The sequence below is a fragment of the Microbacterium sp. S1037 genome (assembly GCF_048381605.1).
Taxonomy (GTDB): Bacteria; Actinomycetota; Actinomycetes; order Actinomycetales; family Microbacteriaceae; genus Microbacterium; species Microbacterium testaceum_B.
Map to the genome: position 1 here is coordinate 1 of NZ_JBLWIG010000001.1, position 15,830 is coordinate 15,830.

14 protein-coding genes are annotated in these 15,830 nt (G+C 71.3%); 7 read left to right on the plus strand and 7 right to left on the minus strand.

Annotated features, from left to right (window positions below):
• Window positions 1–80 precede the first annotated feature (80 nt).
• From ACMW4R_RS00005 to ACMW4R_RS00015, 3 genes are read right to left on the minus strand one after another with little or no spacing between them, the layout of a single operon-like run.
• Window positions 81–1,385, minus strand: coding sequence for a glycosyltransferase family 2 protein (locus ACMW4R_RS00005; RefSeq protein ID WP_058597312.1), 1,305 nt, complete (start codon window positions 1,383–1,385; stop codon window positions 81–83).
• Window positions 1,382–2,353, minus strand: a complete 972-nt coding sequence (locus tag ACMW4R_RS00010) for a hypothetical protein (protein WP_058597311.1) — start codon at window positions 2,351–2,353, stop codon at window positions 1,382–1,384. Before ACMW4R_RS00010 ends, ACMW4R_RS00005 begins: the two co-directional genes overlap by 4 nt.
• A complete protein-coding gene (locus ACMW4R_RS00015; RefSeq protein WP_418298763.1) occupies window positions 2,350–3,288 on the minus strand; it encodes a WcbI family polysaccharide biosynthesis putative acetyltransferase in 939 nt (312 codons plus the stop codon). The genes ACMW4R_RS00010 and ACMW4R_RS00015 overlap by 4 nt, the downstream gene beginning before the upstream one ends.
• 174 nt (window positions 3,289–3,462) lie before the next feature.
• Between ACMW4R_RS00015 and ACMW4R_RS00020 the strand changes: the two genes are divergently transcribed.
• Genes ACMW4R_RS00020 through ACMW4R_RS00035 form a run of 4 tightly spaced genes read left to right on the plus strand, consistent with a single transcriptional unit; the run spans window position 3,463 to window position 7,437 of the window.
• Window positions 3,463–4,494, plus strand: coding sequence for a glycosyltransferase (locus ACMW4R_RS00020; protein WP_418298764.1), 1,032 nt, complete (start codon window positions 3,463–3,465; stop codon window positions 4,492–4,494).
• Window positions 4,491–5,627: a glycosyltransferase gene (locus ACMW4R_RS00025; RefSeq protein WP_058597309.1), complete on the plus strand. Its 1,137-nt coding sequence runs from the start codon at window positions 4,491–4,493 to the stop codon at window positions 5,625–5,627. Before ACMW4R_RS00020 ends, ACMW4R_RS00025 begins: the two co-directional genes overlap by 4 nt.
• A complete protein-coding gene (locus tag ACMW4R_RS00030; RefSeq protein ID WP_058597308.1) occupies window positions 5,621–6,628 on the plus strand; it encodes a glycosyltransferase in 1,008 nt (335 codons plus the stop codon). Before ACMW4R_RS00025 ends, ACMW4R_RS00030 begins: the two co-directional genes overlap by 7 nt.
• Entirely contained in the window at window positions 6,625–7,437 is an 813-nt protein-coding gene (locus tag ACMW4R_RS00035; protein WP_418298765.1) for a glycosyltransferase family 2 protein, read from the plus strand. The genes ACMW4R_RS00030 and ACMW4R_RS00035 overlap by 4 nt, the downstream gene beginning before the upstream one ends.
• Before the next feature lie 241 nt (window positions 7,438–7,678).
• Here the strand turns inward: ACMW4R_RS00035 and ACMW4R_RS00040 are convergent, their stop codons facing one another.
• Genes ACMW4R_RS00040 through ACMW4R_RS00055 form a run of 4 tightly spaced genes read right to left on the minus strand, consistent with a single transcriptional unit; the run spans window position 7,679 to window position 12,537 of the window.
• The gene (locus ACMW4R_RS00040) at window positions 7,679–9,361 is read right to left on the minus strand and encodes an alpha-amylase family glycosyl hydrolase (protein WP_418298766.1); all 1,683 of its coding nucleotides are present in this window, start codon (window positions 9,359–9,361) and stop codon (window positions 7,679–7,681) included.
• A 34-nt stretch (window positions 9,362–9,395) separates the two neighbouring features.
• The gene (locus ACMW4R_RS00045) at window positions 9,396–10,313 is read right to left on the minus strand and encodes a carbohydrate ABC transporter permease (RefSeq protein ID WP_058628356.1); all 918 of its coding nucleotides are present in this window, start codon (window positions 10,311–10,313) and stop codon (window positions 9,396–9,398) included.
• Complete coding sequence (locus ACMW4R_RS00050) at window positions 10,310–11,224, minus strand: carbohydrate ABC transporter permease (RefSeq protein WP_058627907.1); 915 nt, start codon at window positions 11,222–11,224, stop codon at window positions 10,310–10,312. The genes ACMW4R_RS00045 and ACMW4R_RS00050 overlap by 4 nt, the downstream gene beginning before the upstream one ends.
• A complete protein-coding gene (locus ACMW4R_RS00055) occupies window positions 11,221–12,537 on the minus strand; it encodes an ABC transporter substrate-binding protein (RefSeq protein ID WP_418299876.1) in 1,317 nt (438 codons plus the stop codon). The genes ACMW4R_RS00050 and ACMW4R_RS00055 overlap by 4 nt, the downstream gene beginning before the upstream one ends.
• A 112-nt stretch (window positions 12,538–12,649) precedes the next feature.
• Between ACMW4R_RS00055 and ACMW4R_RS00060 the strand changes: the two genes are divergently transcribed.
• Genes ACMW4R_RS00060 through ACMW4R_RS00070 form a run of 3 tightly spaced genes read left to right on the plus strand, consistent with a single transcriptional unit; the run spans window position 12,650 to window position 15,772 of the window.
• Entirely contained in the window at window positions 12,650–13,876 is a 1,227-nt protein-coding gene (locus ACMW4R_RS00060) for an ROK family protein (RefSeq protein ID WP_418298767.1), read from the plus strand.
• A 55-nt stretch (window positions 13,877–13,931) separates the two neighbouring features.
• Window positions 13,932–15,101, plus strand: a complete 1,170-nt coding sequence (locus ACMW4R_RS00065) for a sensor histidine kinase (RefSeq protein ID WP_418298768.1) — start codon at window positions 13,932–13,934, stop codon at window positions 15,099–15,101.
• Window positions 15,098–15,772, plus strand: a complete 675-nt coding sequence (locus ACMW4R_RS00070; RefSeq protein WP_418298769.1) for a response regulator — start codon at window positions 15,098–15,100, stop codon at window positions 15,770–15,772. The genes ACMW4R_RS00065 and ACMW4R_RS00070 overlap by 4 nt, the downstream gene beginning before the upstream one ends.
• Window positions 15,773–15,830 lie beyond the last annotated feature (58 nt).

Here is a 15,830-nt window from a genome sequence, read left to right on the forward strand (position 1 = left end):
ACGCGGATCCCGCGCACTCGTCCAATCCACACCACCGCCCGGGCGTGTCGCACCCCCGAAACCGCGGAAATCCGCGGATTTCACGTCCAGCGCTCGGCGCCGCCCCATCGGCCCACCCACGACTCGAGGTGCGGCTCGTCACCCACGGGAAGGACTCCGTTCGTCACGACGGTGCCCGTCGTGAACCCGACCGCTCCGTGCCATCGCTCCTCACGGCGCCGCGCCCGACGGGAGGCCGCCTCGCCGATGGCCGTCCCGTCCGCAGACCGGACGATGAGACGTCCCTCGTCTCCCTGGCCGAGCATCGCGAGTCGCTCGCGCAGTTCGTCGGCGTCGAGAATGACGACGGGCTGTGTCAGCCGGAGCACCACGCGAGCGTCGGGGACGTTCCCCACCACGAGCCGCGGGTCGGTCGTCAGGACTGGCACGGCGGGGGCGGCATCCAGGATCACCGTTGCACGAGGAAACGCCTCCAGGACCGAGTCGACGCACAGGAAGGTCGCTGCCGACGCGAACTCTCCGTCCAGGTGGATCGCGAGGTCGGGGGTACTGGGCAACAGGCCGCGACCGGAGGATCCGTCGACCGGGATCAGGTCGGCGAGTAAGAGCGTCTGCGCGTTGCCCTCGCGGGCACGATCGACGCCCGTTCGTTCGGCCCACTCGGGTCCGTCGTGCCAGGCGACGGCATCCGGGATGTGCGCGAAGACGGCACCCGCCTGCCAGGCGCGATGCGCCCATTCCCAGTCCTCGCCGCCATACGACGAGAAGCTCTCGTCGAATCCTCCGACGTCGTCGAACATCACGCGCGAGCAAGCCATGACGGCACCGATGATGTACCGGTAGCAACGGTCGTCGGAGAGCCGGAGGTTCTCGGTTCGGGCGTACGCGTCGAGAAGCCACTGCGGCTCGGACAGCTCGACGGTCGGAGCGATCTCGGCGATCGGCGCGGACGGGTCCACCCCCGCGAGGGCGGCGTGCCGGCGTCGCCCGACCGTGACCGCCTCGGGCAGAAGCGCGGGCAGGCGCGTCATCGCTCGGACGTACCCCGGCTCGGGGGCCGTATCGGCGTCGAGGAAGCACAGGACCTCGCCCGTACTGGCGGCCACGCCACGGTTCCGCGCGGCGGCTGCGCGGAAACCGAGGTCCGGCTGGCTCACGACCCGGACGCCCGGGGGCACGATCGGCGCGGAGGGAGAGCCGTCGTCGGCGACGACGATCTCGACGAGGTGCGCGGGATAGTCCTGACGCGAGAGCGCGAGGAGCGTCCGGTCGAGTTCGGCCTGCTGGTCGTAGTGCGTCACGATGACGCTCACCCGCGCGAGGCGTGACGGCATGTCCGCGATGTCGTCCCATCGGTTGCCGACCACCCACCCGGGTGTGCTCATGAGAGCACCTCGGCCCACCACCGGAGGTACGCGCGGGCGGCTTCGGCCCGGTCGAACGGGATGGGGTCGACGCCGTGCCAGGTCGAGGACGGGTCGTCGACAGCCTCACGAATCGCACCCGGCAGGGCCTCCGGTTCGACGGAGCGCAGTGTGCCCGGACGCAGCGCGGACATCTCGTCGATGTAGCGGTTCCGGACCGCGACGGGTCGACGGCCCCAGCCGATCCACGACGCCAGCGACCCGGACGCCGAGACGTGCCGATGGGCGATCACCGGAACCGCGACCGTGCGCGCCTGCACCGCCATCTCGGCTTCGTCGAGCCAGCCTGTGACCTCGGTCCTCACCCCGAGATCGCGGGCGCGCCGGACGAAGGCGTCGAGTTCGTCGGCGTGACCGTCAGATGCTCGCCCGAGTACGCGAAGCCGGGGCAGTCCCGCCGCGACGGTCGCGGCGAGCGCTTCGTCGTGTCCCTTGCCCGGGTAGAAGTACCCCAGAACCCCCACGGCGTCGTCGAGTCGGGGACGGGTCGACAGCGTGTGCGCGGTGACGGGAAGCGGCACCACGGCGACGGGCCCGCTCCACACGCCCTCTTCATCGAGCAACGCGCGCTCATGCTCGCTGTTGACCGCGATCGCCCGTGCCGCTCGGGCGACCGCCGCGTAGAACGCTCGCCTGCGGGGCCGGTTGCGCTCCCCATCCGAGGCTTGCGGAACGTCGTGCAGGGTCACGGTCAGCGGATGACGGGCGGCCAGCGCCAGGACGTGCTCGGTCGCGTGCTCGGGCGACGTTCCCCACAGCCGGTCGGTGATCTGGGCGTGAACAGGGGTACCCGGGGTGAGGGATGAAATCGCCACCGGGTCGATCACCCGAGGATCGGCCCCGAGATCCGTCAGCGCCTCGGCGAGGTCACGCCCGTAAACCGCGACCCCGTGGGGGCCGGGGTGGACGAGGAGGACCGGGGCCGTCACGCCGCCCGCCAGCGGTGCAGGAGCGGGGCAATGCGCGTGACGGCAGCGGCGACGAACTCCGGCCGCTCGGCGTACCAGGCGCGGTGGGCCTCGGACACGGTCGCGGTGGGGAGGATCTCGCCCTCGACGGTCCAGTCGGGCTGGGGCTCGGTATCCAGGTTCCAGGTATCGACCACCCACTCCTCGAGCGGGGCGCGCACCCCGGCGAGGATCGGACGCCCGGGATCGACCGCTCGTCCGGACTCGCCGAGGGCCGCGACCACCCGCTCGCCGAGAGGGAGGAAGACGGCGTTGCCGGGGTGGTTGACCGTGCGGGCGAGGTCGGCGACGACGGGGGTGAACAGGTCGGATGCCGCGACGTCGAGGCCGAGCGCCTCACGCCGTCGCAGCTCGGCGATCGAGTCTGCGGCGACTTCGCGGACGGACTCCGCCGGCAGCTCGCGGGCGACCGGAAGGCCCGCAGCCTCGGCCAGCAGTCGCACGTCGTGGTAGGCCACCAGCGGCGGATCGGACTCGAATCCGGGCACGCGCAGCACGGCCTGGAACGGGTGCAGGCCCGCGTAGCGGATCGAGGGGACGAGGACCACGCGGGCATCGCTCGGGAGAGACGCGCGCAGCTGCGCGGTACCGAGAGGGAGGCCCCGGTAATCGTCACGGACCGGCTGTGCGACGAGGAACGAGGCCCGTGCGAGCACGTCATGCAGGCGCGCGGCGTCGGTTGCGGTGAGCTCGTGCACGGCCGGAATCCGGATGGCGGGGAGCGCCTCGGAAGCGATCACGAGGCGCAGGGACTCGGCCTGGCAGTTGCCGACGACCACGCCGAAGCGGGCCGGGAGCGGGGCCTCGCCGAAGAACTCCGCGTAGTGGCGACGGCGCGCTATCACCGTCCCGCCGTGGTCCGCAAGGCTCGTCTCGCCACCCTCGTCGCCGCTCATGCTGTGAACGTATCCGTCGGTGCCGTCGTCGTCCCAACCGCCCCGTTGCATTGCGATGTCTCCGTCGATGCGGTACGCGCACCGACGAAGTCCACTGCACGAGGAGGAGAAAGAATCGACGCCCCCACCATCCCCCCGATCCGGGTGGCCGCCGTGCCGTCCTCGCATCCGTACGTGGACGCCGTCACGGACCGCCGAGCGGTGGACCTGCTCGGCGACCCCGCGGTCCCCGGTGCGCCCGAGGGCCAGTGGTGGCCGCCGCAGGTTCTGCTCCCGGCCTGGCTGGAAGCACACGCGGCGGAGTTCGATCTCGTGCACCTGCACTTCGGGATCGAGTCGTACAGCCCGGACGACCTCGCAGAGACCGTAGCCGCGCTGCGGCGGGTCCGGCGTCCGCTCGTGTACACCGTCCACGACCTGGAGAACCCCCAGCTCGCATCGCAGGACGCCCATCGCGCATCACTTGCCGTCCTGACCGCCGCGGCGGACCAGCTGATCACCTTGACCGAATCCGCCGACGCCGAGGTGCGCCGCGTGTACGGCCGGTCGACGACCGTCGTCCCGCACCCGACGCTGCTCGGCGCGGAGGACCCGCCCATCGGTACGCCCCACGCGACGACCCGGGTGGGCGTGCACCTGCGCGACCTGCGACCGAACATCGACGGGGTGGGCACCGTGGCAACCCTGGTGCGGGCGATCGCCGACCTCCGCGCCGAAGGCGCGCGCGTCGAGGCCGTGGTACGGGTGAACGAGCGCGTCCGCGACGCGGAGGCGGCGGCATCCATCGACCGACTCGCCGCGGAGGCGGACGGCGTGACGTTGGAGCGCGGCGACCGTCTCGACGACGACGCGCTCTCGAGCTGGCTCGCCGCCCTCGACGCGTGTCTGCTGCCGTACCGGCACGGCACGCAGTCGGGGTGGGCGGAGCTGTGCTTCGACCTCGCGGTACCGGTGATCGGCACGCGCGTCGGTCACATCTCGGCGCAACACCCGGACGACTTCCACGCGTTCACCGTGGGGGAACCGGTCTCGCTCGCGCGGGCGATCACGGACGCCACCGCTCCGGCGTGGTCGACACCGGGATCGCCGCGGAGAGCAGCGGAGGTCGCGCGGCGGCGAACCGAGCGGTTCGTCGAGCGCGATCGCGTGCGCGCCGCCCACGTGGAGATCTACCGCCGGGCTCTGCAGACGACGGACGCCGCATGAACCGCGCGGCGCGTCCGCTGCGCGTCCTCGTCGTCGCGCCGTCGCGCTATCCGCTTCGCCAGCCGCACGCCGGCGGGCTGGAGGCGTGCGTCTGGGACCGGGTGCGGTGGTTGCGCACGCGAGGCCACGACGTCACGCTGTGCGCGGCGGACGGATCGGACTACCTCGGCGACGTACCCGAGTTCCGCCTGCCGACGCCCGCGTGGACACGCCCCGAGGAGTCGTCGGATACGGACTACCCCCTCGGCTACGCCGGGGCGGTCGATGCGGCCTTCGAGGCCGCGCGCGATCGGCTGATCGCCGACCGCCACCTTTACGACGTCGTCGATAATCACAGCCTTCATCCGGCGCCGATCCGGTGGAGTCGAGAGGCCGAGATCCCGGTCGTCACGACCCTGCACACCCCTCCCCTCGAACCGCTGCTCGAAGCGGCCGGGCAGGTGCGTGACAGCCCTCACCGCTTCGTCGCCGTCAGCCAAGCGACCGCACGCGCGTGGTCGGTGGAGGGGGTGGACGCGTTCGTGTTCCCGAACGGCATCGACACCGAGCAGTGGACGCGCGGCGACGGCGGACCCTCGTGGGTGTGGTCGGGTCGCGTGGTGCCGGAAAAGGCCCCTCACCTGGCGATCGAAGCGGCGCGCGCCGTCGGGGCGCACCTCGTGCTGGCCGGGCGGATCGGCGACGTCGACTATTTCGAGCAGGAGGTCGTGCCCCGGCTCGGACCGCACGCGCGCTACGTCGGGCCGCTGCGCCAGCCCGATCTGTGCCGCCTGGTCGGGTCGTCGGCGGTCGCCCTCGTGACGCCGATGTGGGAAGAGCCTTTCGGGTTGGTGATCGCCGAAGCACTGGCCACCGGAACCCCCGTCGCCGCGTTCGACATCGGCGGGGTCTCGGAGGTCCTCGCGGGGATGCCGGGATCGGCGACCGTCACCCCCGGCGACGTCGTCGCGCTCGGGAAGGCCGCCGCCGAGCTCGCCGCCCGGGGAGCGCGTGAGCCCCTCACCCGGGTATGGACGCGGCGGGCCGCGGTGCGCCAGCACTCTCTCGCGCAGCGCTACCGGGAAGTGGAGCGCGTGCTGTCGCACACCGCACAGCCCGTCGCCGCGCGACGCGCGCCGGCGGTGTCGTGGTGATCGGCTGGTACGTCCACCACCACGGATTCGGGCACGTCGCCCGGTTCCTCGCCGTGCAGCCGCACCTGCGGGTTCCCGTCGTGGCGTTCTCGTCGTCGGCGCGACCGTCCGGACTCGACCCCGCGGTCGAATGGGTGAAGCTGCCCGCGGATGCCGATGCCGTCGAGACCGCGGACGGTACCGTGCTCGATCCGCGCAGCGCCGATCCGACGGCACGCGGGGCGCTGCACTGGGCGCCGCACGATCACCCGGGTCATCGGGAACGGCTGGCGACGATCGCCCGGGTCGCCGCCGAGCGACACCTCGGCGCCTTCGTCGTCGACGTGAGTGCCGAGGTGGTCGCTCTCGCTCGCCTCCTGGGCCTGCGCACCGTCGCGGTGACCCAGCCGGGGGCGCGGACCGACGCCCCGCATGCCCTCGCCTACCGCCTGGCGGATCGCATCGTGGCGCCGTGGCCGCACGGCGCGGTCCCGACCCCCGGCCTCACGGCGCATGCCGATCGCCTCGTCTGGACCGGGGGGATCTCGCGATTCGACGCGCGCACGCACGACAACGCCCGCGAGCCACGGGCGGTTCTCTTCCTCGGACGCGTCCTCGACCCCGCCGTGCACGCCGAGCTGACCACCCGGCTCTCGGCCGGCGGATGGGATGTCCGCTCCATAGGACACGACGACCACTCCCGCGTCGACGATCCGTGGCCCCTGCTCTGTCGGAGCACAGTGATCGTGAGCGCGGCCGGGCAGAACAGTGTCGCCGACCTCGCGGCCTCCGGGGCTCGAGCCGTCGTGATCGCTCAGGACCGCCCCTTCGACGAACAGCGGGCCACCGCGGACGCTCTCGAGAGGTGGGGACTCGCCCGGACCGTGGATGACACGATCTCGGCCTCTGACCTGGCCGCGGTCATCGAGCAAGCCGGGGGCGACACCCCCGATTGGACGCGCTGGCAGGCCTCGGGGGCCGCGAAGCGAATGGCCGCGGCCGTGGAAGGGATCCTGCCGTGAGGACCGCTGTCATCACGGTCGCCTCCGCGGCCAGGCGCGAGCATCTCGAGCGTCAACGACGGGTGCTCGCCGAGGTGGCCGACGACATCGTGCGGGTGGAGGCCTGGCTCGACGAGACGTTGCCGGATGGCATCCGGGATGCCGGGACCCACACGCTGCACGTGCCGCCCGGACCCCGAGGAATCAGGGTCGGCGAGGGACGGAACCGTGCCGCCGAGCGGGCGATCGACGCGGGAGCCGAGCTGCTCGTCTTCCTCGACGTGGACTGCCTGCCGGGTCCGGATCTGCTGCCCGCGTACCGGGCGGCAGCGCGGACGGATCCGGCCGCCCTCCTCTCCGGCCCGGTGACCTACCTCGCGAGCGTGCAGCGCCCGGGAAGCGCCTCCGACCTGCCGTTTCTCCGGCGCCCGCACCGCGCGCGACCGGCGCTTCCTCTCGGTCAAGCGCGCGCGGCGACCTCCGCCGAGTACGACCTGTTCTGGTCACTGTCGTTCGCGGCGACGCCCGCGACCTGGGGACGGATCGGAGGTTTCCACCCCGGCTACGAGGGGTACGGTGCCGAGGACACCGACCTCGCGTGGACGGCGCGCGAACGAGGCGTCGAGATGCGCTGGATCGGCGGGGCGGATGCGTTCCACCAGTGGCATCCGGTGTCGTCTCCCCCGTGGCAGCATCTCGACGACATCCTGCGCAACGGCGCGACGTTCCACGAGCGGTGGGGCGAGTGGCCGATGGGCGGGTGGCTCGACGCGTTCGCCGCGGCCGGCGCGATCGAGCGCCGGGGTGACGGCTGGACGCGGGTGGGCTGAGCGTCGCGCGTAGCGCTCCGCGGGACGGGGCGCAGGCTGGCGGGGCGCGGTTCCGCTGAGTGTCCAAGACACCCGGACGCTCGCGAAAATCGCCCGGGTGTTTTGGACACTCGACGGGCGCGGCCGGCGGGACGGGGCGCAGGCGCGGTGCGGAGAAGCAGGGTTGCGCGACCCCACGGACGACCGCGGAAGCCCCGGCGCGAGCAGCGCCGGGGCTTGCGTGGTCGGGCGGGTCGGGCCGTCAGGCGCGGCGGAGCCAGACCGTCGTCTCGGCGGGGAGCGCGTCGCCCTCGAGCGCGGTGCTCGACAGCACGATCTCGCCCGCGGGGAGAGGGGCCGGCTCGGTGCCGAAGTTGGTCACGACCGTCCATCCGTTCGGGCGCTCGAACGCCACCACGTCGTCACGGCCGGTGTCGATCCACTCGAGCTGCTCGTCGGTCTGCAGCTCGTGGCGCAGGTCGAGCGCGCGGCGGTACAGCGACAGGGTCGAGGCCGGGTCGCCGTCCTGGAGGTCGACCGCGTACGCGCCGAACCATTCCGGCTGCGGCAGGTGCGCGCCGTTCGCACCGAAGCCGAACGCGGGACCGTCCTCGGTCCAGGGCAGGGGCACGCGGCATCCGTCCCGCCCCTGGTCGATCCCGGGGCTGCGGAAGAACGTCGGGTCCTGGCGATCGGCGTCGGGGATGTCGGCCACCTCGTGCAGGCCCAGCTCCTCCCCCTGGTACAGGTACGCCGAGCCCGGCAGGCCCAGCACGAAGGTCGCCGCGGCGCGGGCCCGGCGCTCACCGCGCGCGGTGTCGAGGGCGGGCGACTGGCCACCGGAGAGCAGCCATTCGTTGCCGTGCTTGAGCGTGGGGCGACCGTCGGCGCCGCGCTCGGCATCCGGGAGTCCATAACGCGTGGCGTGGCGCACGACGTCGTGGTTCGACAGCACCCACGTGGTCGACGAGCCCGACTCCGCGGCGAGCGCGAGGTTGTCGGCGACGATCCGGCGGAACTGCGCGGGGTCGAAGTCGGCCTCGAGCAGGTCGAAGTTGAACGCCTGGCCCAGGCTCTCGGCGCTGGCGTACAGCGGCACCCGAGAGGGGTGCACCCACGCCTCGGCGACGGCCGTGCGCGGCGGGTCGTAGGAGTTGAACACGGCGCGCCACTCGGCGTAGACCTCGTGCACGTCGTCGCGGTCGATCAGCGGGTGCTTCCCGTCGAAGGGCAGCGCCTCGAGCTCGGCGCGCGAGGGCAGCGGCTCGGTGAGGTCTTTGGTCAGCATGTGCGCGACGTCGATGCGGAAGCCGTCGACACCGCGGTCGCTCCAGAACCGGAGGGTGGTGAGGAAGTCGTCGCGCACTTCGCGGTTGTCCCAGTTGAGATCGGGCTGCGAGACGTCGAAGTTGTGCAGGTACCACTGCCCGTCCTCCACGCGCTCCCACGCCGACCCGCCGAACAGCGACTCCCAGTCGGTCGGCGGCTCGGCGCCTTCGACGCCGGTGCCCTCGCGGAAGATGTAGCGCTCGCGTGCCGCGGAGCCTCGTCCTGCGGCGAGCGCCTCCTGGAACCACGCGTGCTTGTCCGAGGTGTGGTTCGGCACGATGTCGACGACGATCCGGATGCCGTGGGCGTGGAGTCGCTCGATGAGCTCGTCCATGTCGGCCAGGGTGCCGAGCTTGGGGTCGACGTCCCGATAGTCGGCGACGTCGTAGCCGCCGTCGGCGAGGTCGGAGGGGTAGAAGGGGCTGAGCCAGACGGCATCCACCCCCAGCTCGGCGAGGTACGGCACGCGGGACGTGATGCCCTTGATGTCGCCCAGGCCGTCACCGTCGGTGTCGGCGAAGCTGCGCGGGTAGACCTGGTAGACGACGGCCTGGCGCCACCAGTCGGGAGTCTCGGAGAGCTCGCGAGTCTGGGCGGAGGGAGCGGTGGTGGTCACGTACGGGATCCTTTCGAAAGGTCGGGGGTGGGTGTCAGCCCTTGACGGCGCCCTGCGTGACGCCGGCCATCACCCATCGCTGGGTGAACAGGTAGGCGACGATCGCGGGAGCCATGGCCATGAGGTAGGAGGCGAAGGCGACGTTGTAGTTGTTGCTGAACTGCGTCTGGAACAGGTTCTGGCGCACCGGCAGGGTCTGCAGGGCCGGATCGCTGATGATGAGCGAGGGCATCATGAAGTCGTTCCAGGCGTAGAGGAACGCGAAGATGCCGACGGTGGCGCTCATCGGCGCGAGCAGCGGGAAGATGAGCCGCCAGAACGTCTGCCAGGTGGTGGCGCCGTCGATGCGCGCGCTCTCTTCGAGCTCGAGCGGGATCGAGCGCAGGAACGCCGTGAACAGAAGCACGCTGAAGCTCAACTGGAACATCGTGGCGAGGATGATCACGCCGACCGGGTTGTCGAGACCGACCCGGCCGGTGAGCTGGATCTGCGGGAGCGCCACCACGGGGAACGGGATGAACATCGCCGCGAGCAGGTAGAAGAACGAGTACCGGAAGAGCTTCCGGTCCCAGTTACGGGCGATCGCGTACGAGGCGAAGGCCGCGAGGATGATCGTCGCCGCGACCGTGCCGGCGGTGACCAGGAGGGAGACCGCGAGCCCCACGGGGAACTTCGTCAGGGTCCACGCCTGGACGAACCCGTCGAAGCTGATCGGCGAGGGGAACGAGAAGGCGTTGCCATCGACGACCTGCGTCCCGCTCTTCAGCGCCATCGAGATGGTCACGTACAGCGGCAGCAGCACGGTCAGCGAGCAGAGCACGAGGATGGTCGTCGCCGACCAGTTGATGCGCTCGGCGCCGACGCGACGGATGCGGGGACGGGTCCGCTGCTTCGCCGGGACGGTGAGCTCTGCCTGCTCGAAGGCGAGCGCGGGCTGATTGAGAGCGGTCATGACAGGGTGTTCCTTCCCCGGGTCAGGGAGAGCTGGAGGAGCGAGATGACGACGGCCACGACGAAGAAGAGCGCCGCGTTGGCCATCTGGTAGGCGTAGTCGCCGCCGTTGAAGCCGAGGATGATCGACATCGCGACGCTGCGGGTCGCGGTGCCCGGCCCACCACCGGTGAGACCCACGATGATGTCGTAGGCATTGAGGAAGCCTTTGAAGCCGAGGATGACGTTGATGACGACATATCCGGCCACGAGCGGCAGCGTGATGCGAAGGAGCTGCTGGGTCTTGCTCGCCCCGTCGAGGCCGGCGGCCTCGTAGACGTCGCCGGGCACCGACAGCAGTCCCGCGATGTAGATCAGCAGCGTGCCGGGGATCGCCTGCCACGCGGTGACGATGACGATCGCGACCCACGCCAGATCGGGATTGGCGAGCAGGCTCGTCTCGAGCCACGGGATGCCGAGCGAGGCTCCGGCCTGCGGGACGGAGTTGCTGAAGAGGAAGTTGAAGACGTAGGCGATGATGATGCCCGAGATCACCATCGGGATGACGAAGACCGTGCGCAGCGCCTTCTTGAAGCGGATCTGCGCGGTCAGCCCCACCGCGAGCAGGAACGCCGCGACGTTGACGACGATGACGGTGGCGACCGAGAACCCGAAGGTGAAGAGGTAGCTCTGCAGGATCGCCGGGTCGCTGAAGATGGCGATGTAGTTCGTCAGCCCGGTGAAGTTCCACTCGCCGAGTCCGATGGAGTCGGTGAAGCTGAAGAAGATGCCGATGATCCCGGGCACCGTGATCGCCAGCGTGAACAGCACGAGCGTCGGCAGAAGGAAGAAGTAGTAGATCGGCTCGACCCGGCGGGTGCTGCGACGCGCGGTCGCCTTCCCGCCGGTCACGATCGTGGTGGTGGTGCTCATCGCGCGGCCTCCTCGCCGGATGCGTCGTTCGTCGAGGCCGGCGGCTGGCGGAAGGCGAGCCGCGACCAGTCCTGGTCGAGGGTGTTCAGAGTGGCCCGCGGGGAGGCGCCGAACAGCATCGCCTGCGCGTAGTTGAAGACCGGGATGGTCTTGGGCACGAGCACCGAGGCGCCCTGGTAGACACGTCCCTCGTCGTAGTAGGGGATCATTCCGGCGACGCGGGGGTCGCTCGGTGCGGGAGCGTCCTTCGTGGGCGCGAAGCCGAGCTGCGACTCGTTGTACGCCTCGATCACCTCGGGCTGATACAGGTACTCGAGGAAGTCGCGCGCGGCGTCCTTGTGCCGGGACGCTTCGGGGATGATGGCCGCGAGGTCCATGTTGACGCGGACCTTCAGGTCAGCCGGGTCATCGGTCATGGGCAGCGGGAAGGTGCCGACGGGCAGGTCGGGCGAGGTCTTGGCGATCTCTCCGAGCGCCCACGGACCCTGCAGGTACATGGCCGCCTGCCCCTGGGCGAACGCGAGGTTGCCGTCGCCGTACGCCCGGCTCTCGGCATCCGGGTTCGTGTAGTCCCGAGCGAGCTCGAGCATGCGGTCCATCGGCTCGCTGAAGTCCTTCGCGAACGACACCGCCGACTGCGGCCCGACCTCGTCGCCCTCGGCGGCGAGCGCGTCGAAGAAGTCGATGACGTCGAGCGATCCGCCGACGGAGTAGTCGTACCAGCCCTGTCCGACGGTCCAGTCGTCTTTGAAGGTGCCGTAGAAGGGCGTCACGCCATTGGCCTTCAGCGTGTCGGAAACCTGGAGCAGCTCGTCCCACGTGGTCGGAACCTCGAGTCCGTACTGGTCGAAGATCTGCTTGTTGTAGATGACCGAGGCCGCCATGACCGAGTAGGGCAGCGCGCTGGTACGCCCTTCGCAGGAGCCGTACTGGTCCATGAGGGGCTGCAGGTCGTCGCGCACCGTGCTCGCGGCCGTCGTGCCCGAGAGATCGCTCAGCGCGCACCGCTGGACGAAGCGGGCGGTCTCGTAGTTGTAGTTGGCGAGCATGATGTCGGGCGGGTTGCCGCGGACGAAGCTCGCCGACACGACGTCGACGCCGGAGCTGTCCATCTCGACGCGCACCTTGTCTTGAGAAGCGTTGTACTCGGCGACGACGTCGTTCATGAACGACAGCGCCTCACGCTTGCTGAAGGTGAAGCGGATCGTCTCGCGACCGTCGGCGGAGCACCCGGCGAGCATCGCAGCCCCCAGCACCCCCACCGCGGTCGCGGCGACCCATCGTCGCCCGGCCCTCGTCTTCGTCGACACCAGCTGCCTCCTCCGCTGCGCTGCGAATATGTTGTGTCGGCGAGTAAATCTACTCGCCAAATCAATGTGATGCAGGCAGTATTGCAGGAGAACTCAGGGGGGGTCAAGAGAGCCGATGGATGCCATGACGACGACGCCGTCGCTGCGCCGCCACAACCTCGACGCGGTGTTGACCCGTGTCTGGGACGAGGACGCCTTCACCGCCAGCGATGTGATCGCCGCGGTCGGTCTGACGCGCTCGACGGCAATCGACGTGCTCGACGAGCTGACCGCACGAGGGCTCCTCGCGGAGATGCCCAACGCCCGCGCGGTCGGCGAGTACTCGAAGGGGCGTCCCGCCCGCCGCTTCGCCTTCCAACCGAGCGCAGGACTCGTGGTCGGGGTCGACGCGGGACGCGGTCACCTCATCGCGACCGTCGCCGACCTCCGTGGCACGACCCTCGCGACCTCGCGGCTCACCGTCGACCCCGAGCTCGACTCACCCGAGCGGCGCCGCCGCGCCGCCGAGGCGACGGTCGACGCGGCCCTCACGCGCGCGCGGCGCTCGCGCGACGACCTCGTCGCGCTGTGCATCGGCGTGCCCGCGCCGGTCGACCGGGCGGGGCGCTCCCCCGTGCACCACGACGGCTTCTGGGCGCGGATGAACCCCGACTTCGTCGACACGTTCGCCGCGTGGGCGCCCGTCGTGCGCGTCGAGAACGATGCCACCCTGGCCGCCGTGGCCGAGCGCACGCGCGGCGCGGCCGTCGGGTGCGACGACTTCGTCGCCCTGCTCGCCGGAGAGAGGTTCGGCGCGGGGATCAGCGTCGACGGCCACCTCCTCCGCGGCGCGCACGGAGGGGCCGGCGAGACCGTGGCCTTCGACCAGGTCGAGGGTGTCGGCAGCGCGTGGGGCCTCGCCCCGCGGTGCGTGGACGCGGCGCGGGCGGCCCTGGCATCCGGGACCCTTCCGGTCGACAGCGCGTTGCGCGGGATCGATCCGGAGAGCATCGACGCCAAGACCGTGCTGGATCTGGCGGCCGCGGGTGATGCCGGCGCCCTCGCCGCGGCACGCGCGGTCGGCCCGGCGCTCGCCGGGGTGGCCGCGATCTTCGGCAGCCTCTTCGACGTGGAGCGAGTGGTGGTGTCGGGCGCGATCGCCGCCGGAGCGGACCCGATCATCGCGGCGGCGATCGAGTCGTTCCCGGATTCCCTGCACCTTCCCGCCCCGCGGATCGTGGCCTCGACGCTCGGGGCCGACATCGTGTCGATCGGGGCCGTCTCCGCCGCCGTCGAGTCGGCGCGCGCTCGCGCGCTCGATCTCGAGGCGTTCGCGCTGCCCGAGGACCGGGCGCGGGCGTGAGGGTGCGACCTTCGGACGATCCGGGCGAGCGAATCGACTTCCTAGGCTCGCGCACATGACCACTTCATCCTCTCCCCGCCGCTCTCTCTGGGGCGAAACCGGGCGCCTCGCCGCGGTGACCGCCGCGGGCGTGCTCTTCCTCGTCATCAACGTCGGCTTCAGCATCGACCTCGGCGCGGACGCCGACTCGCTCCGCTTCGGCGGGCTCGTCGCTCTCGACCTCGCGGTGGGCGTCGCGGCTCTCATCGTCGTGCCCTTCCGTCGGAGCGCACCGCTCATCGTCGCGGTCGCGCTCGCCCTCTGCGGCGCCGTGTCGTCTCTCGCGGCGCCCGCGGCCCTCCTGGCGCTGGCGTCGCTCGCCACGCGTCGTCGCCCCGGTGAGATCGCCCTCGCGGTATCGGTCTGGATCGCCGGGGTCGCGGCGGTCGGACTGAGCGGTTTCGATCTGCTCGGCCGGCCCGCACCCCTTGGCGAAGTCGCTCTGCTCCTCGCCATCCTCGTCGTCGTGCTCGCGGCGACCGTCGCGGTGGGCGTCTCGATCGGTGCGCGACGCGCCCTGGTCGTGTCGCTGCGCGAGAGAGCACTGCTCGTCGAGGAGGAGCAGCGTCTGCGCGAAGCCGCCGCGCGCGACCACGAACGCACCCGCATCGCGCGGGAGATGCACGACGTCCTCGCCCATCGCCTGTCGCTCACCGCGATGCACGCGAGCGCCCTGCGCTACCGCGATGATCTCGACGACCTCGAGCGTGCGGAGGCCGTCGAGACCGTGCACGAGAACGCGCGCGGCGCGCTCGGCGAGCTGCGTGGCATCCTGGCCGTCGTTCGCGACCCGGACGCCGCCGACGCGGACCGCCCGCAGCCGACGCTGGCCGACCTCGACGAGCTGCTCGCCGCGGAGAGCGGCGTCGATGCGCGAATCGACGTCGCTCTCCCAACGCTCGATCCGGCGATCGGTCGACACGCGTACCGGATCGTCCAGGAGTGCCTGACCAACGCCCGTCGGCACGCGCCCGGCGCACCGGTGACGCTTCACCTCGCCGGGGTCGAGGGGAAGCGCCTCGAGATCGACGTCGCCAATCCCGTCTCGAACCCACCCTCCGGACCGCGAGGCTTCGGGCTGGTGGGCATCGAAGAGCGAGCGCGAGCGGTAGGCGGAACTGCGGTCGTCACCGCGGGGCCGGCCGAGCACCGTGTGCACGTGGACTTGCCGTGGAGTCCGGCATGACCGGCGGCGCGAACGTCTCGGTCGTCGTGGTCGACGACGATCCGCAGGTGCGCGCGGGGCTCCGGCTCGTGCTGGGTACCGATCGCGGCATCCGCGTGATCGGCGAAGCGTCGGACGGCCTCGAAGCCGAAGCGGTCATCGCCCGGCATCAGCCCGATGTCGTCCTCATGGACATCCGGATGCCGCGCTGCGACGGCCTCGCCGCGACCGCGCGCGAGGTGGCCATCGACCCTTCCCGCGCGATCATCGTGCTGACGACCTTCGACGCCGATGAGGACGTCGTACGGGCGCTGCGTGCGGGAGCACGCGGGTTCCTGCTCAAGGACGCGCCTCCCGCCGACCTCGTCGCGGCGGTGCGCGCAGCGGCATCCGGTCGCCCGGTGCTCGCCCCGGGCGTACTCGACCAGGTCATGCGGCTCGCCGCCGACCACGCCCGCCTGCCGACGGCCCTGGAGCAGGAGGCCCTCGCGTCGCTGACCCCACGCGAGCGAGAAGTGGCCACCGCCCTCGCGCGCGGGGCGTCGAACGCCGATATCGCGGCCGAACTCTTCCTCTCGCTCCCCACGGTCAAGACGCACGTCGGGCGGGTGCTGACCAAGCTCGACGTCGAGAGCCGGGCGCAAGTGGCGGCCCTGTGGGCACGGGTGGGTTCGGTCGAGCGCAGACGCTGACAAGCCCCCTCGCCGTGTCGGACCCTCGGGATAGCGTCGGGAGCCTCGCCCCCCGATC

Bases quoted from the DNA above. Each gene is read 5' to 3' on its own strand.
- ACMW4R_RS00005 (WP_058597312.1), bottom strand. From the start codon at position 1,385: ATGAGCACACCCGGGTGGGTGGTCGGCAACCGATGGGACGACATCGCG.
- ACMW4R_RS00065 (WP_418298768.1), top strand. From the start codon at position 13,932: ATGACCACTTCATCCTCTCCCCGCCGCTCTCTCTGGGGCGAAACCGGG.
- ACMW4R_RS00070 (WP_418298769.1), top strand. From the start codon at position 15,098: ATGACCGGCGGCGCGAACGTCTCGGTCGTCGTGGTCGACGACGATCCG.
- ACMW4R_RS00015 (WP_418298763.1), bottom strand. From the start codon at position 3,288: ATGAGCGGCGACGAGGGTGGCGAGACGAGCCTTGCGGACCACGGCGGG.
- ACMW4R_RS00025 (WP_058597309.1), top strand. From the start codon at position 4,491: ATGAACCGCGCGGCGCGTCCGCTGCGCGTCCTCGTCGTCGCGCCGTCG.
- ACMW4R_RS00060 (WP_418298767.1), top strand. From the start codon at position 12,650: ATGGATGCCATGACGACGACGCCGTCGCTGCGCCGCCACAACCTCGAC.
- ACMW4R_RS00045 (WP_058628356.1), bottom strand. From the start codon at position 10,313: ATGACCGCTCTCAATCAGCCCGCGCTCGCCTTCGAGCAGGCAGAGCTC.
- ACMW4R_RS00050 (WP_058627907.1), bottom strand. From the start codon at position 11,224: ATGAGCACCACCACCACGATCGTGACCGGCGGGAAGGCGACCGCGCGT.